The sequence below is a fragment of the Microcoleus sp. PH2017_28_MFU_U_A genome (genome assembly GCF_020738035.1).
Taxonomy (GTDB): Bacteria; Cyanobacteriota; Cyanobacteriia; order Cyanobacteriales; family Microcoleaceae; genus Microcoleus.
The window spans coordinates 45,200-67,963 of record NZ_JAEQCX010000024.1 but is presented as its reverse complement, the minus strand read 5'-3'; the positions used below and the strand labels follow the sequence as shown (position 1 = coordinate 67,963).

At 46.2% G+C, this 22,764-nt stretch carries 28 protein-coding genes; 16 read left to right on the top strand and 12 right to left on the bottom strand.

Annotated features, from left to right (window positions below):
• Window positions 1-25: 25 nt before the first annotated feature.
• The 5 genes from JGK14_RS02065 to JGK14_RS02045 all read right to left on the bottom strand — a co-directional run bounded on the left by JGK14_RS02065 (window position 26) and on the right by JGK14_RS02045 (window position 6,266).
• Window positions 26-2,635, bottom strand: a complete 2,610-nt coding sequence (locus JGK14_RS02065; RefSeq protein ID WP_293324139.1) for a polynucleotide kinase-phosphatase — start codon at window positions 2,633-2,635, stop codon at window positions 26-28.
• A 12-nt stretch (window positions 2,636-2,647) separates the two neighbouring features.
• Window positions 2,648-2,971, bottom strand: coding sequence for a type II toxin-antitoxin system PemK/MazF family toxin (locus tag JGK14_RS02060; protein WP_293180074.1), 324 nt, complete (start codon window positions 2,969-2,971; stop codon window positions 2,648-2,650).
• Window positions 2,965-3,225 carry an AbrB/MazE/SpoVT family DNA-binding domain-containing protein gene (locus JGK14_RS02055; protein ID WP_293180071.1) on the bottom strand — a complete coding sequence of 87 codons (261 nt, stop codon included), beginning with the start codon at window positions 3,223-3,225 and terminating at the stop codon, window positions 2,965-2,967. The genes JGK14_RS02060 and JGK14_RS02055 overlap by 7 nt, the downstream gene beginning before the upstream one ends.
• Before the next feature lie 59 nt (window positions 3,226-3,284).
• Window positions 3,285-4,685, bottom strand: coding sequence for a 3' terminal RNA ribose 2'-O-methyltransferase Hen1 (locus JGK14_RS02050; protein ID WP_293197023.1), 1,401 nt, complete (start codon window positions 4,683-4,685; stop codon window positions 3,285-3,287).
• A 132-nt stretch (window positions 4,686-4,817) separates the two neighbouring features.
• Window positions 4,818-6,266 carry a GTP-binding protein gene (locus tag JGK14_RS02045; RefSeq protein ID WP_293180065.1) on the bottom strand — a complete coding sequence of 483 codons (1,449 nt, stop codon included), beginning with the start codon at window positions 6,264-6,266 and terminating at the stop codon, window positions 4,818-4,820.
• A gap of 212 nt (window positions 6,267-6,478) precedes the next feature.
• On the opposite strand from JGK14_RS02045, the gene JGK14_RS02040 reads away from it, so the two are divergent.
• The 7 genes from JGK14_RS02040 to JGK14_RS02010 all read left to right on the top strand — a co-directional run bounded on the left by JGK14_RS02040 (window position 6,479) and on the right by JGK14_RS02010 (window position 9,581).
• A complete protein-coding gene (locus JGK14_RS02040; RefSeq protein WP_325314713.1) occupies window positions 6,479-7,315 on the top strand; it encodes a CPBP family intramembrane glutamic endopeptidase in 837 nt (278 codons plus the stop codon).
• A 63-nt stretch (window positions 7,316-7,378) separates the two neighbouring features.
• Entirely contained in the window at window positions 7,379-7,597 is a 219-nt protein-coding gene (locus tag JGK14_RS02035) for a hypothetical protein (protein WP_293180061.1), read from the top strand.
• The gene (locus JGK14_RS02030) at window positions 7,590-8,021 is read left to right on the top strand and encodes a hypothetical protein (RefSeq protein ID WP_293180059.1); all 432 of its coding nucleotides are present in this window, start codon (window positions 7,590-7,592) and stop codon (window positions 8,019-8,021) included. The genes JGK14_RS02035 and JGK14_RS02030 overlap by 8 nt, the downstream gene beginning before the upstream one ends.
• On the top strand, window positions 7,984-8,229 hold the full coding sequence (locus tag JGK14_RS02025; RefSeq protein WP_442921417.1) for a hypothetical protein: 246 nt from the start codon (window positions 7,984-7,986) through the stop codon (window positions 8,227-8,229). The genes JGK14_RS02030 and JGK14_RS02025 overlap by 38 nt, the downstream gene beginning before the upstream one ends.
• 87 nt (window positions 8,230-8,316) lie before the next feature.
• Window positions 8,317-8,535, top strand: coding sequence for a DUF433 domain-containing protein (locus tag JGK14_RS02020; RefSeq protein ID WP_293180057.1), 219 nt, complete (start codon window positions 8,317-8,319; stop codon window positions 8,533-8,535).
• Between the two features lie 72 nt (window positions 8,536-8,607).
• The gene (locus JGK14_RS02015) at window positions 8,608-9,117 is read left to right on the top strand and encodes a hypothetical protein (RefSeq protein WP_293180054.1); all 510 of its coding nucleotides are present in this window, start codon (window positions 8,608-8,610) and stop codon (window positions 9,115-9,117) included.
• Window positions 9,114-9,581 carry a hypothetical protein gene (locus tag JGK14_RS02010; protein WP_293180051.1) on the top strand — a complete coding sequence of 156 codons (468 nt, stop codon included), beginning with the start codon at window positions 9,114-9,116 and terminating at the stop codon, window positions 9,579-9,581. Before JGK14_RS02015 ends, JGK14_RS02010 begins: the two co-directional genes overlap by 4 nt.
• A gap of 269 nt (window positions 9,582-9,850) precedes the next feature.
• Here the strand turns inward: JGK14_RS02010 and JGK14_RS02005 are convergent, their stop codons facing one another.
• Complete coding sequence (locus JGK14_RS02005; protein ID WP_293180048.1) at window positions 9,851-11,791, bottom strand: bifunctional serine/threonine-protein kinase/formylglycine-generating enzyme family protein; 1,941 nt, start codon at window positions 11,789-11,791, stop codon at window positions 9,851-9,853.
• Between the two features lie 56 nt (window positions 11,792-11,847).
• Between JGK14_RS02005 and JGK14_RS02000 the strand changes: the two genes are divergently transcribed.
• Window positions 11,848-12,159: an S-layer protein gene (locus JGK14_RS02000; protein WP_293180045.1), complete on the top strand. Its 312-nt coding sequence runs from the start codon at window positions 11,848-11,850 to the stop codon at window positions 12,157-12,159.
• Between the two features lie 137 nt (window positions 12,160-12,296).
• On the opposite strand, the gene JGK14_RS01995 is transcribed toward JGK14_RS02000, so the two are convergent.
• From JGK14_RS01995 to psbH, 4 genes are all read right to left on the bottom strand, one after another.
• The gene (locus JGK14_RS01995; RefSeq protein ID WP_293212197.1) at window positions 12,297-12,563 is read right to left on the bottom strand and encodes a DUF3146 family protein; all 267 of its coding nucleotides are present in this window, start codon (window positions 12,561-12,563) and stop codon (window positions 12,297-12,299) included.
• Window positions 12,560-13,222: an aminoacyl-tRNA hydrolase gene (pth, locus tag JGK14_RS01990; RefSeq protein ID WP_293180039.1), complete on the bottom strand. Its 663-nt coding sequence runs from the start codon at window positions 13,220-13,222 to the stop codon at window positions 12,560-12,562. The genes JGK14_RS01995 and pth overlap by 4 nt, the downstream gene beginning before the upstream one ends.
• Entirely contained in the window at window positions 13,223-13,474 is a 252-nt protein-coding gene (locus JGK14_RS01985; protein ID WP_293180036.1) for a TatA/E family twin arginine-targeting protein translocase, read from the bottom strand.
• Between the two features lie 150 nt (window positions 13,475-13,624).
• Entirely contained in the window at window positions 13,625-13,828 is a 204-nt protein-coding gene (gene psbH / locus JGK14_RS01980) for a photosystem II reaction center phosphoprotein PsbH (RefSeq protein WP_293127124.1), read from the bottom strand.
• A 216-nt stretch (window positions 13,829-14,044) separates the two neighbouring features.
• On the opposite strand from psbH, the gene psbN reads away from it, so the two are divergent.
• The 3 genes from psbN (at window position 14,045) to JGK14_RS01965 (ending at window position 16,444) form a co-directional block, all read left to right on the top strand.
• Entirely contained in the window at window positions 14,045-14,176 is a 132-nt protein-coding gene (gene psbN / locus JGK14_RS01975) for a photosystem II reaction center protein PsbN (RefSeq protein ID WP_193971847.1), read from the top strand.
• Window positions 14,177-14,430: 254 nt separating this feature from the next.
• A complete protein-coding gene (gene aroC, locus JGK14_RS01970; protein ID WP_293151084.1) occupies window positions 14,431-15,531 on the top strand; it encodes a chorismate synthase in 1,101 nt (366 codons plus the stop codon).
• A 1-nt stretch (window position 15,532) separates the two neighbouring features.
• Window positions 15,533-16,444, top strand: coding sequence for an MBL fold metallo-hydrolase (locus JGK14_RS01965; protein WP_293180031.1), 912 nt, complete (start codon window positions 15,533-15,535; stop codon window positions 16,442-16,444).
• 417 nt (window positions 16,445-16,861) lie between these two features.
• On the opposite strand, the gene JGK14_RS01960 is transcribed toward JGK14_RS01965, so the two are convergent.
• Window positions 16,862-17,119: a hypothetical protein gene (locus JGK14_RS01960; protein WP_293180028.1), complete on the bottom strand. Its 258-nt coding sequence runs from the start codon at window positions 17,117-17,119 to the stop codon at window positions 16,862-16,864.
• A gap of 247 nt (window positions 17,120-17,366) precedes the next feature.
• On the opposite strand from JGK14_RS01960, the gene JGK14_RS01955 reads away from it, so the two are divergent.
• The 4 genes from JGK14_RS01955 to JGK14_RS01940 all read left to right on the top strand — a co-directional run bounded on the left by JGK14_RS01955 (window position 17,367) and on the right by JGK14_RS01940 (window position 21,320).
• The gene (locus JGK14_RS01955) at window positions 17,367-18,290 is read left to right on the top strand and encodes a hypothetical protein (RefSeq protein WP_293151072.1); all 924 of its coding nucleotides are present in this window, start codon (window positions 17,367-17,369) and stop codon (window positions 18,288-18,290) included.
• 822 nt (window positions 18,291-19,112) lie between these two features.
• Window positions 19,113-19,706: a class II aldolase/adducin family protein gene (locus tag JGK14_RS01950; protein WP_325314712.1), complete on the top strand. Its 594-nt coding sequence runs from the start codon at window positions 19,113-19,115 to the stop codon at window positions 19,704-19,706.
• A gap of 413 nt (window positions 19,707-20,119) precedes the next feature.
• Entirely contained in the window at window positions 20,120-20,674 is a 555-nt protein-coding gene (locus JGK14_RS01945; protein ID WP_293151059.1) for an Npun_F5560 family protein, read from the top strand.
• Entirely contained in the window at window positions 20,667-21,320 is a 654-nt protein-coding gene (locus tag JGK14_RS01940; RefSeq protein WP_293180019.1) for a hypothetical protein, read from the top strand. The genes JGK14_RS01945 and JGK14_RS01940 overlap by 8 nt, the downstream gene beginning before the upstream one ends.
• Window positions 21,321-21,417: 97 nt before the next feature.
• On the opposite strand, the gene JGK14_RS01935 is transcribed toward JGK14_RS01940, so the two are convergent.
• Window positions 21,418-21,762 carry an STAS domain-containing protein gene (locus tag JGK14_RS01935; RefSeq protein ID WP_293180016.1) on the bottom strand — a complete coding sequence of 115 codons (345 nt, stop codon included), beginning with the start codon at window positions 21,760-21,762 and terminating at the stop codon, window positions 21,418-21,420.
• 345 nt (window positions 21,763-22,107) lie between these two features.
• On the opposite strand from JGK14_RS01935, the gene JGK14_RS01930 reads away from it, so the two are divergent.
• Complete coding sequence (locus tag JGK14_RS01930) at window positions 22,108-22,731, top strand: DedA family protein (protein ID WP_293151269.1); 624 nt, start codon at window positions 22,108-22,110, stop codon at window positions 22,729-22,731.
• Window positions 22,732-22,764: the final 33 nt, after the last annotated feature.

The following is a 22,764-nucleotide window of genomic DNA, read 5'->3' as shown; positions in this document are numbered from 1 at the left end:
TTCCTAAGCGCATCCAACCTTCAGATTACAGCCTCGGATCGACAGGTTCGCTCTCCATCGCTAAAACTCCGAAAACGCACTCATGAACTTGCCTCAACGGAGCACCAGCCACAAATCTCTCCAACGATTCTACACCGAGAGCAAACTCTCGCAAAGCTAAAGAACGCTTCCCGGAAAGCCCGCGCGATCGCAATTTGTCTAAATGCTCCGGCAAAGAATATTCCAAGCCGTAAATAATTCGCAAATACTCTTTACCGCGACATTTGATCGCAGGCTGTACGAGTCCTTTGCTATTGTTCACAATAAATTCCATCGGTTTAACCACCATCCCTTCGCCCCCAGCCTCAGTCATTTTTTCCCACCATTGAATCCCTGCAAATTGACTGTCAAGATCGGCAATTCTAACTACTTTGTATTGAGTAGCTAACAGCAATTCTAGGTCAAAATTACAGATTTCTGCTATCTGTTCCATGTGCCAGCAGTGATTCTGATCGGTGTGAACATTTCCCTCGGTTGCCAAGATGTGGAAAGGCGCTAACTTGAGGTCGGAGATGGATTTCACGGGCCAGCAGTAGCGCTGGTAGGCATTGACATAGCGATCGGCTAAATCGGCTCGTTCCCGGTAGCTAGCCAACACAGAATCAACCTCAACTCCCCGCTGTTTCGCCTGTTCTAGCTGCTGAATCGCCTCTGCAAACCCGTGACGGGATGCGGTTCCCACGGCAGCATATTGTTCTTGCAATAAACCTTGAGCTTTGGCAGACCAAGGCATTAATTCGCAGTCCAAACACACCCAATCGGTTTTAAATTTATCCCAAAAATTGCTGGCAGAAAGAGCGCGATTTACCCGCGTTAAAAACTCGGTTTCTAAGGTAGAATTATCGAAGAAATGGCGACCTGTACGGGTGTAACAAATGCCAATGCTGTTGTTGAGAATCCCAAAGCGCCGTTTGGCCGCCGATTCATCGCGGCAAACAATGACAACTGCACGGGAACCCATGTGCTTTTCTTCGCAGACAACTGTTGATACGCCCTGCTGTTGGTAGTAGTTAAAGGCTTCGGCTGGATGTTCTAAAAGTCCGGGTTCTTGGGAGGTAGCAGCGGGAGACATGGTGGGCGGTAAGTAAATCAGCCATTTGGGATTGGCGGCAAATCTGCTCATTACTTCTAGGGCTGCGATCGCATTTTCTGCGCGAATTGTTATGTTACGTTGCAGCCTGGTTGAAATCATGCGTTTTCCGAGCACGTCGGCAATATCCAGCACGTCATCAAACTGCTGTTGGGCGGTGAGATTTGTGGCGGGAAAACTGTTATCTGGAGTTGCAATGGATGGAAATGCGATCGGTTTGGCTGGTTCGCAGTAAATCATCGCAGCAGGAACGCTGACAAATTCTCTTTCAGGATACCGCAAAGCTGTTAGCTTGCCGCCGAAAACGCAGCCTGTGTCAATATCAACAGTATTGTTCAACCATTCTGTTTCGGGAATCGGGGTATGTCCGTAAACAACAGCAGCTTGACCTCGATATTCTGCGGCCCAATTGTAGCGGACTGGTAAGCCGAATTCATCGATTTCGCCTGTGGTTTCTCCGTACAATGCGAAATCTCGAACGCGGGCGGATGCGCGTCCCTGAAGTTCTGCTTTCATTCCGGCGTGGGCGACGACTAATTTGCCGCCGTCGAGGACGTAATGTCCGATTAAACTATCTAGAAATTGGCTAATTTCGCTAACTGCTGATTCGCGCAATTCATCGGGTAAATCTGCAATTTCTGCTAAGGTTTGTTCGAGTCCGTGGTTGATTTTGACATTTTTGCCGCTGAGTTTTCGCAATAATTTGATGTCGTGATTTCCGGGGACGCACAAAGCGGTTGATGCTGCTACCATGTTGCGGACGAGTTTGAGGGTGTCGAGAATGCGCGGGCCTCGATCGACCAAATCGCCCAAAAACACGGCTTTACGACCTTCTGGATGGGCGTAGGTGGGATAATCCCAAAAGCCAGATGCGCTGGATGGTTCGACAATTTGATAGCCCAACTGTTGCAGCAATTGTGACAATTCGCCACAGCATCCGTGAACGTCACCGATGATGTCAAAGGGGCCTGTGTCCTGTTTGCGGTTGTTCCACAGCGGTTGTCTCTCGATTTGGGCTGCTGCGATGTCTTCTGGGGAACGGAGGATGTGAACGTAGCGGAAGCCTTCGCGATCGAGATTTCGGAGCGATCGTCTTAAATTTTGAACGTGGCGGCGAATGACATGACTGCCAAAATTGCGGTTTGGACGCTGTTGATTGCGATCGGCACACAATTTTTCGGGTAAATCCAGCACAATTGCTACTAAAAAGCAATGATATTTTCGGGCTAATTCTAACAGCGGTTTGCGACTTTCTGGCTGCACATTCGTAGCATCAATCACAGTTAATTTACCCGCAGCCAGACGTTTAGCAGCGATTAAATGCAGCACTTCAAAAGCATCAGCGGTAGCCGCTTGATTGTTTTCGTCGTCGGAAACCAGGCCGCGGCAGTAATCGGATGAAATGATTTCTGTCGGTTGGAAATGCTGGCGCGCAAAGGTAGATTTGCCGGAACCCGATGCACCGATGAGCAGGACTAAAGATAGTTCGGGAATTGTAATTTTCATGGTTTAATAATATTATTCAGCAAACATCTGCGCCAGAATATCTAAAACAGCTTTTTGTTCGTCAGCGCTGATTTTACCGAGATATTGAACTAATCGATTTTTGTCAACAGTCCGAATTTGATCCAGGATAATTTGTCCATCTTTGCCTTGAAAATTACAAGCTATCCGGCTGGGATATGCTTGCCCCTTCGTTGTCATTGGAGCAATGATGACAGTGGAAATGCGCTTGTTCATATCATCGGGTGAAATCACTAAACAAGGTCTTGTTTTCTTAATTTCACTGCCAACAGTGGGGTCGAGATTAACTAAAAAAACATCAAAACGTTTGACTACCATTGCCACTCATTCTCCTCCCACTCAGTAGTTATGACATCATCAAGCAGGACATCATCATGTTGTTCTGCCATTTTTGCGAACGCTTCTTCCCAACCAGCACGCGGTTTTATAGCTGCACGAATGACGATTCGATCGCCCTGAACTTCGATTTCTACTGCTTCACTAATACCAATTTGCTCTAATAAAGATTTAGGAATGCGAATTCCTTGAGACCGATCGACTTTAATTATCTGGGTTTGGATAGATTTGCTCATAGCTGAAGCCTGCCTTTTTCCAAGTTTAACTACATTGTAAGCACAAAAAACTGTAGCAGTTATTCTATCAAAGCAAATATTGCCATTTGTGTAGGCGAACCAAGTGCTAAATCCTCCGATCCAACGGATCGAAACTCCACCCTAAAACCAAACCGTTCAGCCACCCCATTCGCCCAAGTCTGAAACTCTGCGCGCGTCCACTCAAAGCGGTGATCGCGGTGGCGAAATTTACCCGCCGGCAAGTTTTCAAACCGAACATTGTACTCAACGTTGGGAGTTGTGACGATCGCAAATTTCGGCCGCACAAACTCAAACAAAACCCGTTCAAAAGCAGCCAACCGTTCTAAATCGAGATGTTCGATCACCTCAATCACCGCTGCTGCGTCAAAATCAGTCAAGCGGCTGTCCCGATAAATCAGGGAACTTTGGATCAATTGTAAGCGAGATTGCTGTGCAGGAGAAAAGCGATCGACCTGCAATCGTTCCTTGGCGATTTCCAACGCCCGAAAAGACACATCGACTCCGGTAATTTGGGCGATCGCACTTTCGGCTAAAAGCAATCGCAGCAGTTTTCCCTCACCGCAGCCCAAATCTACCACTCGCTGAGCACCGCGGGCTTTTAAAACAGTCATCACAGCTTCTAAACGCTGTTCGTTGAGGCTAATTCGCTGTTCTAAAACTTCCTCTTCTAAAGCACGAGAAACTTCGCTTGCATCGCAGTCAAGATTATCTTCTTCTGCTAATTGTGCCACAGCAAGGCGAGTCAAACGGCGCTGGCGTTTCAAATAGCGATCGGCAATTTGTTCGCGGGCGGGATGCGAGTTCAACCAACCTTCGCCGTGACGCAATAACTTCTCGATTTCATCATCGCCCACCCAATAATGTTTATCGTCATCTAAGACAGGAATTAGTACATAAAGATGACTCAACAAATCCGCCAACCGCACTGTATTTTGCAGTTCCACAGCAAAGTAAGGACTCGCGCCCCACTCGGGAAATTGTTCGTCAAGAATCAGCGGTTTTGCTGCGACTTGATAGCCCAGCGGCTCAAACATTTGGCGCAGGAACTTCTCGCCCCCGCGACAGGGCAAAACCGACAGCTTAACTGTCAGCGGAATGGCAGTTTCTGCGAGTTCTGGACGGTCTTTGCAGCGCCCGGATAGGGCGGTACGGAAGACCTGGGCGAGGGCGACACTGAGAAAGGATGAGGCTACGTAGGGGCGATCGTTGACGTATTGTTCTAAAGGGCGATCGCCCGATTTGGTCTTACCGCGCACCAAACCAACCGGATCGACATCTAACAGCAAAGCTGCCGTGCACTTGTCTGCATTTGCTTCAGGATAAAACACGCTGGCTTGTCCGAAAGTCATCGGGAAGCATTGAAGGCGATCGGGATGTTTGTGCAGCAAATAGCCTAAATCCGTAGCAGGGACGCGAGTTGTGGAGATAGTTAATAACATAATATTGGGAATTGGGCATCGGGCATCGGGCATCGGGCATCGGGCATTGGGAATTGGTGTTTGTTATTTCATAATTACTTCTTTTTACTAATGACTAATGACTACTGACTACTGACTAATGACTACTGACTACTAAGATTGCTGTTTTTCCACACTTCCCAAATTCAACTTAGCGCGCAATTCATCCTTAATCCGATTTAAAATAGAATCCTCATCCAAAGAAGCCAAAATCTTACTCACCACAGCCTTCGGCCCATCATCACCCCAAGAAGCACCATTAGCCAAATAAGCCTTAGTAACTTGACCAATTCCGTAGCAAGAAACCCCAGCAATTGCAGCTTGAGTCACAGCCACAGAAACATAAGGCCCCAAAGCCAAACCACCCGTCGCCGGCGTCGCCAAACCCAGCAATCCTTTCAAAGAACTTAAGCCAAAATTCGCTAACAATTCCCCCGCAGTAATTCCCCCCATACTAATCGCAATCTTTTGCAGCAATTCCACCGCCCCCGCTTCGGTCATCGGAATGCCGTAAACTTTAGATAGAGTTAATATCATCACCACATCAATTACCGCCCCGCTGAGAATATCAACTATTGTAATTGGATTCAGGGCGATCGCCACAGCTTTAGTCATTACCCCATTCCAGATAATCCGGTTAGCAGCATCATCGCGAATCTCCATTTTTCGCTGCACCAACTGCTCGTTAATATCCCCCGCACAGAGCATCGTATTCAGCGCCACCAAAGATTTACCTTCTCTGTCTAAAATCTCCAAAATTTTTAATTTTAAATCTTGTACTTGTGGTAAACTGCGCGTCATTTTTACTCCCATACTTCCGTCGGGACGGCGCACCGCCTGCGCTGTCAAAGGTGAAGCCGCCGACATCACAATTTCATCGGGAGATAGCAATTCTCTCACGCGATCGTCCCGGATTTTATGATAAATTGCCAGCCTGTCTGCATCGGGATACTGGTCAATTTTATTAAACACTAATAACATCGGTTTTCCGGCTTCCCGCAACTGCGAAAGTGCTGCGTATTCTACTTTTGTAATATCGCCAGCCACCACAAACAAAATCAAATCGGCTTGTTGCGCGACGCGACGGGCTAAAAGTTCGCGAGTTTCGCCGTCAACTTCATCAATTCCCGGAGTATCGATTAATTCTACTTGCGACAAACGGTAAATAACCGGCGAAAGTCTATCGGGTAAATCATCATCAACACCATCTCCGACATCCCACTGGCCAATAGTTGTGGTGCGAGTCACCCCGTGAGTCGGGCCCGTTTCAAACACATTTTGACCCAAAAGCGCGTTCAAAACCGAAGATTTTCCCCTTCCTACCATCCCAAACACAGCGATTTGCACGCAAGCGCGCTCTAGCTTGTCGAGCATGGTTTCCAAGCCGCCAATTTCCGGCTCCAGTCCAGTTCGCTCTTGTGCTGTCAAATCGAGATTTTCTACTATATCTCGCAGAGCATCTTTGGCGCGGCGCAGGTTTAGTTCTGCTTGAATGTCTGCGAAGCTTAATATTGTGTCGTCTAATTCGCGATCGACATTTGAAAAATCCGATACTTCAGTCATTGTTACCTGATGTTATAGCTTTGCTTTACTTAAAGTTTCTACCGATATGATGCTATTCTAGCTTTTTCTGTGGGCTTTGTACATTAGGGGTAGGGCAATGGCGTGTTTATAATCCGGGTATGGACACAGCAATGCTGTGTCCTCATCCTGGTAAGGACACAGCAATGCTGTGTCCCTACAGATATCATGTAAAACTTGTTTAATTTACAACAATGATTAACCGCCTCCAAATAATAGCCAGTTATCCATTTCCATTACGTGTAATAATTTTCCTCTTAATCTTAGCAGCAATCTGGCTACCACTAGCCGCACCAATTTATCTCTTAGTTAAAGATAGCAATCTCGCAACCATTCTGACAATGGGATTGCTGTTTACCGAGTTTTTGTTGCTACTTCCGCGCTGGGGAAAACAGGTTTACAGACAAACGCAATTGCTCAAAAGTTACGGTTTAGTGAATACGCGACAAAACGGTTTTGAGCTTTTGACGGGATTGGCGATCGGCATTTCGATCGCATTCACCCTATTTTTTGTGCAAGGACTGCTGGGTTTTGTCGCATGGCAAAATTCTCATAATTTGCCGAGAATCATCGCAGAAGGGCTATTAAGCGCCCTGGGAGTGGGTTTTGCAGAGGAGTTGGTATTCCGGGGTTGGTTGTTCGACGAGTTGCAGCGGGATTACAGTTATCCGATGTCTGTGCGGGCGAACAGTCTGGTGTTTGCCCTATCTCATTTTATCAAACCCGTGGAGGCAATGCTGCGGACTTGGCCTCAGTTTCCGGGGCTGTTGTTGCTGGGTTTGATCCTGGTTTTGGCAAAGCGAAGTTGTCAAAATCGATTGGGTTTGTCGATCGGGCTTCATGCAGGTTTAGTCTGGGGATACTATATAATTAACGTCGGAGAGTTAGTGCGATATTCTGGCTCTGTCCCGGATTGGGTGACTGGAATTAACGGCAATCCGTTGGCTGGTGCGATCGGGCTATTGTTTTTGAGCGTGTTGGCTGTGGGAATGCGACAGATGTCGGAACAGTCCAAAGGGCGATCGGATTAATCAATTCTTGAAAATGGCATAATATATCAGACCATACTCTACAACCAACCTGGGGAAATTTTTATGCAGCTTGCTGAACTTCTACCACTCGTCAAAGATTTGCCTCACACTGACAAACTTTTACTACTGCATTTTATCGTATCAGAATTACTCCAAGAATCAGGTATAGTTCCGCTAGAAGAGCAAGGCAAAGTATCTAGCACTAATTCCTACAACTCTTTTGAAGCCGCTGCTGTATTAGCAAAGGCATTATCAGAAGAAAAAGCAGTAAAACATGGTTGATAAAGTCAGATTTGCGTTTACCGAAATCGATCCGCAACTGGGTGCATTAAGTACATTGCCTTACTTGCCACTAACTTTAACTTATCAGAATTGCTCTTTAAGTGCATCAGGCTTGCTAGATACAGGTTCTAGTGTTAACGTATTGCCCTACGAAATGGGATTAAGATTAGGAGCAATTTGGGAACGTCAAACACTTTCTGTTCCATTAGGAGGCAATTTGGCTAGGTTTGAGGCGCGGGCTTTGGTATTGAGGGCGAACATTGAGCGCTTTCCTCCAGTGGATTTAGCTTTTGCTTGGACAAAAGACAGGAATGCTCCATTAATTCTAGGACACATGAATTTCTTTCTGGAGTTTGATGTCTGCTTATACCGGGCTGAATTATTATTTGAAATTAGTCCTAAAAGGAGAGGAGAGCAAAGATAGGCTGGGTTTGTCGATCGGGATTCATGCAGGTTTAGTCTGGGGATACTATATAATTAACGTCGGAGAGTTAGTGCGATATTCTGGCTCTGTCCCGGATTGGGTGACAGGAATTAACGGCAATCCGTTGGCTGGTGCGATCGGGCTATTGTTTTTGAGCGTGTTGGCTGTGGCAATGCGGCAGATATCGGAACAGTCCAAAGGTTTGTAATATATCCATCAGGTGCGGATCTATCAGATTGTTGGTATTGAGTTAGGAATTTATCGCAGGATCCACACCCTACAACTACTTAGGCTTATGTCTCAGAATTTTCAGATAATTAGCATTTCTGGTGAAATCATGGGCGGAACACCTGTTTTTATTGGCACTAGGGTTCCTGTCCAAACACTTTTTGACTATTTAGAAGCCGGAGAGTCAATTGATGATTTTTTAGATGGATTTCCCACTGTAACTAGGGAGCAAGTAATTGCTCTCTTGGAAGTTCTTAGAAAACAATTGATTGCGATGGTGGCGTAGAATTAAGCCGATCTTAGCTAACGTAGTTAATTGATAATTATGTTATACTGAATTCATAAAAACGCAAAAACCATGCTAAGTAAATCTTCGCGCCTTATTTACGGCGATGAATTAATTACCGCAACAGAATTGAACCAGCAACTGAATCGAGTGCTAGATTTGGCGATGGAACACCCTGTCACTATCACTCGCAACGACCAGCATTTTGCTTTACTGCGCCGGGAAGAGATGACGCTGTGGGTAAAAGCTGCGACGCTTTCTTTGACTGTATTTGAAGTAAGTGCCGCTGCTTACCGGCTGCGATTGGGAGAAGCGATTAGTTCAGCAAATCCCTATCACTGGCTGACAGTATTTGACTCAGATGAACTGTGCGAATTGATTGCTGAATTAGAAAAAGCTTACCGACTTGCTGAGTCGGAATCTGGCGCATGGAATCAGATTGAGATTGTAATTCATGAATGGCATGAAAGCGCTAAAGCAATTTCTAGCCCGGAACTCGCAGCAGCTTTCAGCGATGAAATTGACGAAGTTTTGCTGACACCACCTCAAATAGAAAGCACTACTGAATCGACTCAGTTATGACCCACACTCCACCTACTCCAGACGATTCAGAAACTGGCGTTTCCTCTGAAGAACTTTCCGTACCTGTACCCGTGATTTCCGAGTTGGTAATCCCACCTGAAGAAGCACTTACAGCACCCCGAACATCCCTATCTACTAAAGAAAATGCAGCCGAAATTATCGTGCAATTGCCTGAATCGCCCTGGTTAGTAGTAGCGAAAAACCGACGGGTTAACCGAGATTGGGAAGCTTTATTGTTACGCGCCCCTGAGAATACTCGTCGCTGCTATCAGGATTTATGTACTAGCCCGATGGTGAGAAAACCGAGGAGAGTTTTTCCGTTAAAAGGCAAACTTTATCAAGGTGCGTGGGAATACGAAGTAACAAGTTCAGACAGAGTATTTTATGTACCGGATGAACACAAACGCAAGGTGCTTGTTTATTACGCGGGAACCCATCCTAAATCAGCACCAACTCCTCCGTAAATAAACCAGACTATTTCAGCAGACTTGTCTCTACAGAAAGCATTGGCAAATTGACAGTAATTTTCCCAAACAAAACTTACGCACAGGTGGCTAGAAACCGGGTTTTTTGACGATAATCCTTCGCTGTACTCCACAGAAAGTGTAAAAAACCCGGTTTCTTTGTCGGGAGTGCATCCACGAGTGCCAAAAATAAATCGAGTCACCAGAGGCGATAAGGGGAAGGGAAAAGAGAAGAAGAGTAAAGGACAAAAGAGCAAAAAAACAAAGGGCTAAGAAGTCCACGCAGCCACACACACAACCCGAAAACCCTTGCCGTAGTCGCCCCAGTCCTGCCCATTACTGTGCCTAGAAGCAGAACGGCAAAGCCCCGAATCGTTGACGAACGAACCACCGCGCAAGAGCCGCCTTCGACTATCTCCACCACTTTCCCAAGCACTACCATCAGTCGGCGCACCGTTATAAATATCGGGCCAAATATCTTGACACCATTCCCAGACATTCCCGTGCATATCATAAAGTCCAAAGGTATTAGGCGGAAAACTACCCACAGCAGTTGTTTTTGCACGATAGGTTCCCTTCGGTGCAGAACCATAGGGATAATTCCCGTCATAATTAACTAAATCCAGGGTAATAGTGTCCCCAAAATAAAAAGGTGTCGTCGTTCCTGCACGACAAGCATATTCCCATTCGGCTTCACTAGGCAATCTATAATTGCGTCCAGTAAGTCGAGATAACCTCGCACAGAATTCTATAGCATCATTCCAACTTACTTGCTCAACAGGTAAATCATCACCTTTAAAATTAGAAGGATTAGCCTTGAGGTCAATCTTGACTTTTGGAAAACCGGCCACAGCACGCCATTGAGCCTGAGTCACCTCATATTTTCCCATCAAAAAAGCGGCGACATTAACAGTACGCTGTGGTCCTTCATTCTTCTCTCGTCTTGGTTCCGTATCGGGGGAACCCATGACGAAACTACCCCCAGGAATTGCCATCATGTCTAAAGTTATGCCATTGGCGATAGTTTCAGTAAAAACCTGTGCTTGACTTTGGCTGCGCTTGGTGATTTCCCCCTTTGAATTCACTGTCACCGTTTCAAATTGAACTGTTTTTAGGGTATTTGACGATACTTTTGGCGCTGGAGTTTTTGGTGGTGGTGGTTCTAGTTGTCGGATTTCTGAAGGTGGCAAAGGAGATGGTGTATCATTGCGTAATCTCGGTGACGATGGCTGAACCGTTGGAGTTTGAGAGGAGTTGTTTAGCAAGTTTTGAATCACAACTGAACCGACAAGTCCTACTCCAGCAAAACCGACTAATTGTAAAAAACCTCGCCTTGTCGGTGGCGGTGGTGGCGGTGGTGGCGGTGGTGGCGGTGGCGGCGGGGAAGACTGCGACAAAGATAAAATTGCCTGGAATGCTTCATCTGCATTTTGATAACGCTGACTGAAATTGTCGCGCACCATTTTATCTAAAACATTAGCTAAATTATTACTCACTTGAGCCTGATTTCGCCAAATTACCTCTCCTGTCCGCGTATCTTCTCGTAAGTTAAAAGGATGTTCACCAGTCAATGCTTGAATTCCAATCATCCCCACTGCATGAATATCACTGGCAAATCTAGGTTTGCCCTTCGCTTGTTCGCTCGGCATATAACCAGGAGTACCAATTGCAATAGTTAAGCTAGTTTGCTTTTGAGCATTTACAACTATTGTGCTAATTTCCTTGACAGCGCCAAAGTCAATCAAGACAATTTTACCATCTTGGCGACGCATTAAATTATCAGGTTTAAGATCGCGATGAATCACCTTTTGCTGATGAACAATTGCTAATATTTCTAAGATATTGTGCAATAATGTAATAGTATATGATTCGCTTAATTTTTTACCGGGAATCAGTTCTTTCGTAAGGTCATGTCCGGCGATAAAATTTTGCACCAAATAAAATTCCCCATTTTCCTCAAAGTGGGCGGAAAGCTTGGGGATTTGGTCGTGTAGACTACCCAATTTATACAGAGTTTGGGCTTCCGTCTCGAATAAGCGTTTGGCCATTAGCAAAAGGCCAGGGTCAGCGTTTTTCGGTTTAAGATGTTTGACAACGCACTGGGGATGTCCGGGTAAGTCTAAATCTTTGGCAAGGTAGGTGTGGCCAAAACCGCCTTTCCCCAAGAATTTGATAATTTGATAATGATTGCGGAGGGTACGACCCAGCATAGTTTTCAGGGAATGCAGTGGAAGTTAGGATATATTGTCGCACAAAAAGTAATGAGATGCTTAAACTCAGAATCGTTTCCACAATTGTACTGCTAGTTAGTGCCAGTTGTTCATCTCCCGCACAGGCGCAAAATCCTGCACAAATAAAGCCAAATAATTCTTTAGTTCAAGTCCAGCCAACCCGCGAACAAATCCTCAATGCTTGCGTGCTCAATCGTGCGGAAACTCTGCCAAATCCTTTTACCGATGTGCCATCAAATCACTGGGCTTACAAAGCTGTTTTGACGATGTATTATTGCGGCGCTTACCGAGAAGCAACCCCGCCTGCTTTAATTCAAGAATTGCTGGAATCAACACCAACAAATTGACTATCCCGCATTTCATCTGCGTTAATCCGCGTTCATCTGCGGTTAAAAAAACAAAAACCGCAGATTTCAGGCAGATAAACACAGATAAACGCAGATTATTTCAAGATTATTTGGGAATGAGTGCAAGAGGTTTATTCTCAAAATTCAGCCCGAACCGTAAACGAATAATCGCCGCCCGGTTCAAGCTGATAATCCCATTTCTCTAAAAAACGGTGCAGCGGTTCCTGAATCAATGCCCTACCCTGAGAAGGTTCCAGAATTAGTGTTTTTTCTTCCCGAAAACGCCATTGAAAGTGCCACTCAAAACTGCCGGCAGTCACTTCACCTTCAAGCGTGCCTTTTAGCCAAGATTGACCCGTAACTCGGACATGGGCTGTAGTTTCAGGCAAACGTCTCGAACTCACCTTTTTGTTTCCGCGTTTGTTTCTATAATGGTACGATTGTTGTAGAGACTCATGCTTTTTTCTATTCCTTGTTGCAGACTTAGCTCGATCGCCTCTACAACCAATTTCAGCATCTTCTCTACTAACTGACTTTCCTCTGAGGAAAATTTTCCTAATACGAAGGAAATCGTATCTTTATCATTTTTAGCAGGATCGCTTTGAGGTTTGCCGATGCCAATCCGCAATCGGGGAAATTTGTCTGTCCCCAAATGAGAAATTGTGGATTTCATGCCGTTGTGCCCGCCCGCTGAACCGGCTAGGCGCATTCTCATTTTCCCGATCGGCAAATCCATATCGTCGTACACTACTAACACAGCAGGCGCAGGTATTTTGTACCAATCCGCAGCCGCCCGAATCGATTGGCCCGACAGATTCATGTACGTCAGCGGTTTCAGCAAGCGAATTTTCTGTCCGCGCGGCCGATTTCCCTCGCCGAATATGCCTTGAAATTTGCGATTTTCCGACAGCGAAATCTGCCAAGCTTGAGCCAAAGCATCTACTGCATTAAAGCCGATATTGTGTCGCGTGCGATCGTACTTTGGTTCTGGATTCCCCAAACCTACAATTAGCTGGGGAATCACCAACTCTGCTGGAGTTTCCGACTTCTGAGTGTTGTTCATTTAAATGTCTGTGCTATCTTCCTTAACAGCCGCGAGTTTTTCCGGTTCCGGCTTTTTGATTGCGACTGCTTCTTCTAACTGCTTCGTTTCCCGCGTAAACTCCGACTCAAAATCCCGCGAAGCATCCTGAAAACTCCGCAGTGCTTTCCCGAAACTACGACCAATTTCTGGTAACTTTTTCGGACCGAATACCAACAGGGCGATAGTGAAAATTACTGCCATTTCCGGCAAGCCAATGCCAAAAATATTCATTTTGTTTCTCCTGCAATTTGTTTAATTAGTTAGAATTTAATTCCGACGCACTAACGGGAAAGGGCAAGGGGAAATGGGAAAACTTAGCTTTTACCCTTTCTCCTCTACCCTCAGCTTTTACTGTTAGTCTTAAATTTCGCTGCTCAAAGTTTAGCGGCCGAGACTCGACCAATCAACGTCCACATTCTCCAGAATCAGAGAAGAGTTGTAGATTTGCAAAATAATCAACAAGAACACGAAAAACAGTCCAATGAAAACGCTCATCAATAGGGTGGTTCCCCAACCGGGGGCTACCTTGCCGTATTCTGAGTTAAGGGGTTTGAGTCTGTCTCCCAACCAAGTCCGTTGTGCCATAAGTCACCTGCAATGAATCTCTACAGAAAAGTTTGACATATTTCCACCGCTAATTGCGATCGCAATTTCTCAGATCCCCCACTCGGACACTCTCCCCCTCTCCCTGTCCCACTCAGAGGCTGCCATACCGTACCGCGCCTCAAATTACTAGACTTTTAGACGAATTGTTATTTTTTGTAATATTATAGAGGGGATCACTCATAATCGCTCCTCAATATGGAACCAGCAGCAGTTCTCGGCATTTCTCTCGGTATGTGTCTGGTGGCAATCACCGGTTTCTCGATCTACACGGCTTTCGGCCCTCCTGCTAAGGAATTGAGAGATCCTTTTGAAGAACACGAAGATTAGAAATGAAGGAAGAAGGAAGAGGGAAGAAGGAAGATTTTCCCTCTCTCCCCATCTCCCCCTCCCCCCTCTCTCCCCATCTCCCCCTCTCCCCCTTTCCCAATTTTCCCCCTCCCCGCTGCGATCGAACTTCTGCGTTGCGCGAATCACCGTCTCCTGCTGCTCAATGCTATATTCTTTAAAATACGCTAAATCTATATTTGAGAAATCTATCTTCCAGTTAAAGTAAAAATTATTAAGTTTCAGGGAAAAGCATTATGGGCAATAGCTTTGGGCATCTATTTCGGATATCGACATTTGGGGAATCTCACGGCGGGGGTGTGGGAGTGGTAATTGACGGTTGCCCGCCTCTGGTGTCGATCGACCCATCGGAAATTCAAGCGGAACTCGATCGCCGCCGCCCCGGACAAAGCAAAATTACCACACCCCGCAAAGAAGCAGATACCTGCGAAATTCTGTCGGGTGTGTTTGAAGGCAAAACTCTGGGAACGCCGATCGCCATTTTAGTCCGCAATCAAGACACTCGTCCCCAAGATTATGGCGAAATGGCCACAACTTACCGTCCTTCCCATGCTGATGCTACCTACGATGCTAAGTACGGAATTCGCAACTGGCAAGGCGGAGGTCGATCGTCGGCGAGAGAAACAATTGGTAGAGTAGCAGCAGGGGCGATCGCCAAAAAAATTCTCCAACAAGCAGCAGGCGTAGAAATAGTCGGCTACGTCAAACGCATCAAAGACTTAGAATGCGTCGCCGACCCGGACACTGTTACCTTAGAACAAGTAGAAAGCAACATCGTTCGCTGTCCCGATGCCGAATGCGCCATTAAAATGATTGAACTGATCGAAAAAGTTCGCGACAGTGGAGATTCGATCGGCGGCGTAGTCGAATGCGTCGCCCGCAACGTACCCAAAGGTCTGGGAATGCCGGTATTCGACAAACTCGAAGCCGATTTGGCCAAAGCGATTATGTCATTACCCGCCAGCAAAGGCTTTGAAATTGGTTCGGGCTTTGCGGGGACTCTGCTTTTGGGCAGCGAACATAATGATGAATACTATACTGATGAACAAGGAGAAATTCGTACAGTCACGAATCGCTCCGGTGGAATTCAGGGTGGCATTGCTAACGGTGAAAATATCATTCTGCGCGCGGCTTTCAAGCCAACTGCAACAATTCGCCAGCAACAGCGCACAGTCACCCGAGAGGGGGAAGCAACGCTGCTGGCGGCAAAAGGAAGGCACGACCCTTGCGTTTTACCAAGAGCTGTGCCAATGGTCGAAGCAATGGTAGCTTTAGTGTTGTGCGACCATCTGCTGCGCCATCACGGACAATGTGGAACCTTAAAGTCTGAATTTTAAAATGGAAATCAGCTTGTCCTCTGTAGTGGCAAATCCCGTTGATTGCCCTCAACCCTCCGAAGCAATAAAAGGTATAGATGATTTTGTAGTACAGTTCTGGGGCGTGCGGGGCAGTGTTCCGACACCCGGATCGGAAACTGTTCGCTACGGTGGCAATACTTCTTGTTTGGAAATGCGAGTCGGTGGAAAACGCTTGATTTTTGACGGCGGAACTGGCTTGCGGATGCTGGGAGACCAGTTGCTGCAAGAAATGCCCGTGCAAGCTTATATGTTTTTTACTCACTATCACTGGGATCACATTCAAGGGTTCCCAATGTTCGCCCCAGCTTTCATTCGCGGCAATAGCTTTGATATTTATGGGGCAATTCCCCCCGATGGAGATTGCCTGAAACGGCACTTCGTCGAACGGGTTTTGCACTCCAATTCGCCGGTACCGCTGATGGGTTTGCCGGCAGATCTGACTTTTCACGAGATCGATCACAACCAGACGATGATGCTGGACGATATTGAGATTAGAACTGGTTCTCTGAATCACCCGAATACTGCTATGGGATATCGGGTGACTTGGCAGGGACGTTCAGTTGTTTACTGTTCGGATACGGAACATTTTCCCGATCGAATAGATGAAAATGTGTACAATTTAGCCCTCGACGCTGACGTGCTGATCTACGATGCGATGTACACCGACGAGGAATATCACAACCCCAAGTCTCCGAAGGTGGGTTGGGGACACTCGACTTGGCAGGAAGCGGTGAGAATGGCTAAGGAGGCCCGGGTGAAACGGGTGGTGATTTTTCACCACGATCCGGCTCATACTGACGATTTTCTCGATCGCATCGCCGAAGACGTGCAAATCGCTTTTCCCAAGGCTGTTATGGCCCGCGAGGGTCTTATTTTGCCGATCGGCTTCTGAACTTTCGTCGGTACGGTCGATCGTATCCTTTGTCAAATCATCATGATGATGATGATGATGATGTGGAGTAGGTCTCGCGGCCTGCTCCACAACTTTTTTATGTGTAGCAAAGAGTCTTGGTACGTGGTATAATTCTGACTTGGTAACTTTTTAGGAAGAATATTTAAGGTTTTTTTCATTGTTTGACAGGCTCTTATTTGAGAAAATCGAACAAAATTGGCAGTTTGTTATTCAAAGCGGGAGTTTAGCTGCTCAAGTCTGTAGACCCGATTACTGGACTTTCTGTGACTGTGATGGGTAGAAATATGCCGACCGGAAAAAATATCTAGTGCAAGCAAGGTCTCAGACTTTCGCCAAATGCCACGACAGAACTAACGTCGCCCCTAAACCAAAGCAAAAATTTATTGCGACGTGCTATTATTTGCGATCGAGTAACGACGCATCTGGCCCGATCGCTTCCGCAAAATGCACAGCAAGAAGTAAAATAACTGGAGGATTGCCAGAGGCGAAAAGGTCAACGTTTTGAGTGCCAACAAACACGGCAAAGCTCGTGAGAGCAGACTCTCGCGATGAGCGGCTGGTGGCAGCAAACTTCCCAAATCCCGATCGCCCAGTAATTTTCTGAGAATTCCTAAAGATAAAAGCTGAGGTTAGATTTACGAAAAAATACAGCATTGCGATGCTTTTTTCCGAACATGAATATTGGCAACTCTGAAAAGCCGATTTGAGAGCTTTTCGTTACAATCTGAGGAATTTTTCAGCAGTCAATTTCACTCAAAAGAAAGAGACTATCGCTCTTTGGTTTGGGACTAGCTGCAAGCAAAGTGAAAGTTATGACTTGACTATCAAAATGGGAAATTTACGTTTTAGATCTTCAGCAAATCAGTACAGATGGATTGCCTTAGGCAGTTTCGCTGTAATTATGGGTATTTCAGGGGCCCTTGCCTACCGCCTAGCTCCGCCACCCGGATTCATGGCCCAAGGCACTCTCACTTCTAACAATCCGCCAGTCAAATTTTCGAGCACGGGCACGACAATTCTCAAGCAGGGAGAGCAACTGACTCCGGATGTTCTACTGGCAGATAATGTTGTCAAAGCCGTGGCAGATGCAGTTAAACTGTCGCCGCAGCAAGTTCGACAAAATGCTAGCGTCCAGATTTCTAAGCCGGAACAACCGCTAGAGATTGCTGTTGGGTATCGCTCGCTCGATCAGCAGCAAGCAATCAAAACAGCGGATATGTTGATGAAGGGCATGGTTGAAAAAAGCCGGCTGATTAACAGATATCGCTGGCAATCAGTCAATCAGACGCTCAACCAACGCTTGGCACAAGTCACTCAAGACCTGAAACAAGCTCAGCAAAAACTCGACCAATACGAAAGAGAGCGCGCTCGCCTGTTGCAGCAAATGAAGCTTCAGCAAGACGTTTACAACAAAACTCAGCTTGCGATGGCGGATACGCAAGCCTCGGAAAAAGAAATGGTGAGCAGTTTGGCCGCCGCTACAGCGCCACAAATTGTGGCGACGCCCACGAGCGATCCAACTGTGCCTCTGATTGTGGGAGTTGGCCTGCTGTTAGCGATTTTGGTAAGTCGCGGTTTGATTCCTTCAGTGGCGGATTGGAGGAACAAAGCAGCTTTTCAGCGAGAAGAGAGCGAAAGGCTCCAAAGTGCTTTGTACCGACTGATCAAGGAAGGCAGCGGCGAAATCACTCTGGTACGGTTTGCGATGGAGACGCGGCTGTCGCCGGATGTCGCCCAGCGTTTTTTGAACCAACAAGCTGAAGTCTTTAATGCCAACTGTGAAATTAAAGACGACGGCAGCATTTTGTATCATTTCCACATTTAAAGGGCTGCGGGCGCGAGCCCTCCACAGAAGAGTTTAGCCGATCGAGCCACTGCTCGATCGGCTTGCTTTTTTGGGGCGAGCAGATGTTCCAGGAAGAAGGTTTCAGAGATACCTCACTTTTCGCGAGCAAAGATATATATGAAAAAAGGGAAAAAATAATAGCAATGGTTGCAGCTAGTTTTGGCGATCGGGCGGTCTTAACAGAACTTAATTAAGTTATATAAAAACACGGAAAAGCAATAAGAATAAGGGTTTTAGCAATTGACCACTCCTGATCGGCTGGCATTTGTGTTGATACTGGCTGGCATTTGTGTTGATTTGGTAAACTTTTTGGATTTGGTGTTCCGCTCACTTAAATATCTATATAATAAAAAATAAGTAAATGTACGGTTGATTTTACCTAAGTTTCCGGATAAAGGACTACTCGATCGTTAAATATTGTTGAGAGGGTTAACAAGCTCAGTAGAAATACTGTAATCTCAAGCAATAACTTGTTGAGGGAAGTTAGATAGTTTCACATAAGAGACTCGATCTAGCAAGAGCCAAGAATCAAACTCCCAGCCTGAAAGCGTGTGTTTTTACCTTCCACTTTTGCAATGACCTGTTGAGGCTAGACTTATGATGTTTGGAATAATTTGTTCTTCTTGCGTAGTATACTTTTTGCTAATGTCGATCGCCAATTACGGTGACACAGGAATGTAAATTATTGAAGGCACTCAGGCACTCTCGACAGAAGGCAGCAGACAAAAAAACAGTTTGACAACTTCGGTGAAGTCTCAGAAGCTGACTTGTGTGTCGTGGATTTGCTAGGAATAAAAATAGATGGATGAAGGAGTCGTTAAGTACCGCTGCGAATGGCAAGAGGCAAATCCTTTAGCTGCCGAGAACATAGCAGATTTGATGGACTGGCGCGATCGACTCCACTCTTGGGGACTAATAGGCGTCTACGAAAATAGTATTGGTTTTGGTAACATCAGTATCAGAATTGGCAATTCTTGTCAGTTCATTATTTCAGGCACCCAGACGGCACACTTGCCAAATCTGGGGCCTGAATTTTATTGTACTGTTACCGAATTTAACTTAGAACAAAATTTCCTCGGCTGTCGCGGCCCCGTACCAGCTTCGTCGGAGTCTCTAACTCACGCTGCACTGTACCTTCGCAGAGATGATGTGCGTGCGATAATTCACGTTCACAATCCTCAACTATGGCAGCAACTGCTGTTTAAAATTCCTACTACTAGAAAAGAGATACCCTATGGCACTCCTCAAATGGCGCTAGAAATGTTTAGACTTTTTGACGAGGAGAATTTGGCCGATCGCAAAATTCTGGCCATGGCCGGTCACGAGGACGGAATTATCTGTTTTGGCGGCACCTTGGATGAAGCTGGCAAAGTGCTCTCGGCGGCGATCGGGTAAACTGGAGATCTCGCACTCTTGCCAGAAAAAGCTCATCGTGATATGTAGTTAGAAACCAGGTTTCTACCAATTTTGCGACAGGGATAAGAAATCTACGCAGAAACCTGGTTTCTGAGGTAAGCGAGGCCACACAGATGAACTTGTCTCTCAAAAGCGGTTTTTTTAACCAAATATTTGACTCAAACCGCAATCATGCAACTGTAGGTGTGCGCTTCAATCCCTTATAAAATCTAAAATCTAAAATCTAAAATCGGCTGATGTTGGTGCCGATCGGGGTTAAACTGGGCTTGGTCGTTGATTTGTCACCGATCGCTCTAGCGACTGCGGGTTCAAAACTTTTCAAGTGCCTCTTGCCTCTGAGGTAAGGTAAAGATATTTTAAAGAAATATATAATGTAAAAACTGAGGGCCATTGTGAATCAGACGAAACTTGTAAGCTCAAAAGAACTGCAATCAGAGGTATCTCGTCTCACCGAAGAGCTGCAAATGCGCGACCAATTGGTGCAGCAGTTATCTCAAGAACTTTTCAGACTGGTCAAGGGAAATTCGAGTTTTGTCCCGGCGCCGGAAGTTTCCGATCGCCACCAAGCTCAAATGCAGGCGATGCGAGAACAATTGCAAGCCGTGGAAGAGCAAGTTGGTTTTTATCAAGAACAAATCGCCGAGCGCGATGCTGAGGTTTACCAACTGCGACAGTCGGTGCAAGAATTGACCGATCGCTCTAGAATGCTCGAACAGGTGGTTCAGGAATTGCCGGGAGTTTACCGCCAGAAGTTTGCCGAGCGGATCGAGCCGATTAAGGAAAAGTTGCAGCAACTGCAAAAGGAAAACAACCAGTTGCACACTGAGTTACAGAGCGTGACTTACCGTCTGGCGGTACGCAACCGCAAGGCTAAGGGCCTGGATCTGCCCAGCGTCGATCCTGAGGACGATCGCGGTATTCAAATGCCGAGCTTTGGCAATGCCTAAAGTTGTGATTGTAACAGGCTACGAACAAGGCTCGGCCGATCGCCTCAAGGCTGCGATCGCTCAATCCGATCCTTTAACTGAAGTCGAGATATGTGCGATTTCTGAACTCAATTCTGGCGCGATCGCTCTTTCGGGGGCGATCGTTTGCCCTTTGACGCTGGATGTTCCGTCCAATCTGGTTTTTCCGGGTCAAGATGTGTTTCGATTTGGCGCTAATGTTGCGGCGGCGCGCGATCGAGTGGCTCGGGAACTACAAGTGTCCGTCGGCGATGGCAATTTTTGGCTGCCGGTGGTGTTGACGGCAAAGGGGCCGCTGTATGCTGAGGCGATCGCTGGGGAATCTGACAAGTTGTCGAGCGAGTTGAGTTACTCTCAACCGCTGCATTTGTCTGATGTTTGGCGGCAGCAGTTGTACGAGTTGGCTTTCCGCTTGCTCGTGGATCTTTTAAATGCGCCGCCGGCGACTTATTTGATGCAGTTCGGGTTCGTTGGGGACAGGATTTGTTTCGATCGACTTTTGCCTTTTCCGGCTGCACCTGCGATCGCTTCTGTCGGCGTTCAAGTACCGGATTTATTTGTCTGTTATTGGTATTGCTTGACAAATAAGCCTATTTACGATATGCAAATTACTTCTTTATGTTCGTAGTGAGGACTTTAGTCCTTTCTTGATGAATCAATTAGGACTCTTCGTCCTTACTACGAACCTAATTATGGGTAATTAACGGGAGATAGTAGAATTTTTATTAAGCAACTAAAGCGGGAGTTTGTATTGAAATAACTTGCTCGAAAGTGTCAAAAATTTCAAATAGTTGGTCGAGTTGAGTAATTTCAAAAATGAGCCTGACTGTAACTGAGAGGTTGCAAATAACCAGGCGGCATCCCCGGTGGCGGGCGGCGTTGAGCCCGCCGACTAAAGCGCACAGCCCCGAACTGTCGATGAAATCGACGCTAGTCATGTCAATTACCCACAGATTGTGGCGATCGGGCAAAATTTCTGCTAGCTGTTGTTGCAGGAGACTACCGGCTTGGGAGTCGAGGCAGTTTTGAGGCTGAAGCACGATGTGTTGGTGGAAGTTGGGAAATTGCATAACTGTTACCCTAAGATTGTAAAATGCGACTAAGTAAATTGATTTGCTGCTTCTGTCAAAAGACAGAATAATTTCAGCTAAAGTTTCAAGAGGCGATCGGGCTGACTAAATAATCGGAGGCGATCGCACTTGTGGTAGATTAAGTAAGATGACTGGCTTTCGATCGGAATGCAAGCGCAACAATTCCTGATTAATTGATTATCTCTGAAAGGTTAGTTTTTGCTTGAGCGGGCGATCGCAAGTGTAGTGTGTTTTTCATCACAGCGAAAGATTGCACTATTGGCCGAATCGAGCCAATATATAAAAGTATTGAGCTTTGCAAAAGTTTACGAAGGCAATATCGAAATGTCTTTTGAGTTTTTATCGTTAGAGACTATTCAGCAATTGGCGCGAGATTACGGCTACTGGGCTGTATTTTTCGGGATTTTGCTAGAAAATCTGGGAGTCCCTCTTCCAGGCGAGACAATTACGATTGCTGGCGGATTTTTGGCTGGCAGCGGGGAACTGAATTACTGGTACGTGCTCGGAAGTGCGATCGCCGGTGCGACTGTGGGGGGAAATTTCGGTTATGCGATCGGCAGATACGGCGGCTGGCCCCTGCTGCTGAAGCTGGGAAAAATCTTCCGCTTTCGGGAAGAACAACTGTTTGACTTAAAAGAAAAGTTTAGCGAAAATGCAGCTAAAGCCGTATTTTTGGGCCGTTTCATCGCACTGCTGCGAATTTTTGCCAGCCCCCTAGCGGGAATTGCAGAAATGCCCTTTTTGCAATTTTCATTCTTCAATATTTTGGGTGCCGCAAGCTGGGCATCCGTAATGGTAAGTTTGTCATACTTCTTAGGACAGGTTGTGTCTTTAGAGAAGTTAGTAGGTTGGGCTGCTCAATTTGCGGTAGTTGCTTTGCTATTAACAGTTGCTTGGATTGCAATTCCTATTTGGTTGGAGTCGCGGAATTTGGACAAGACTAAGTAGGGTTGGAGACTCTTCTCAAAAAGACTCAATCTT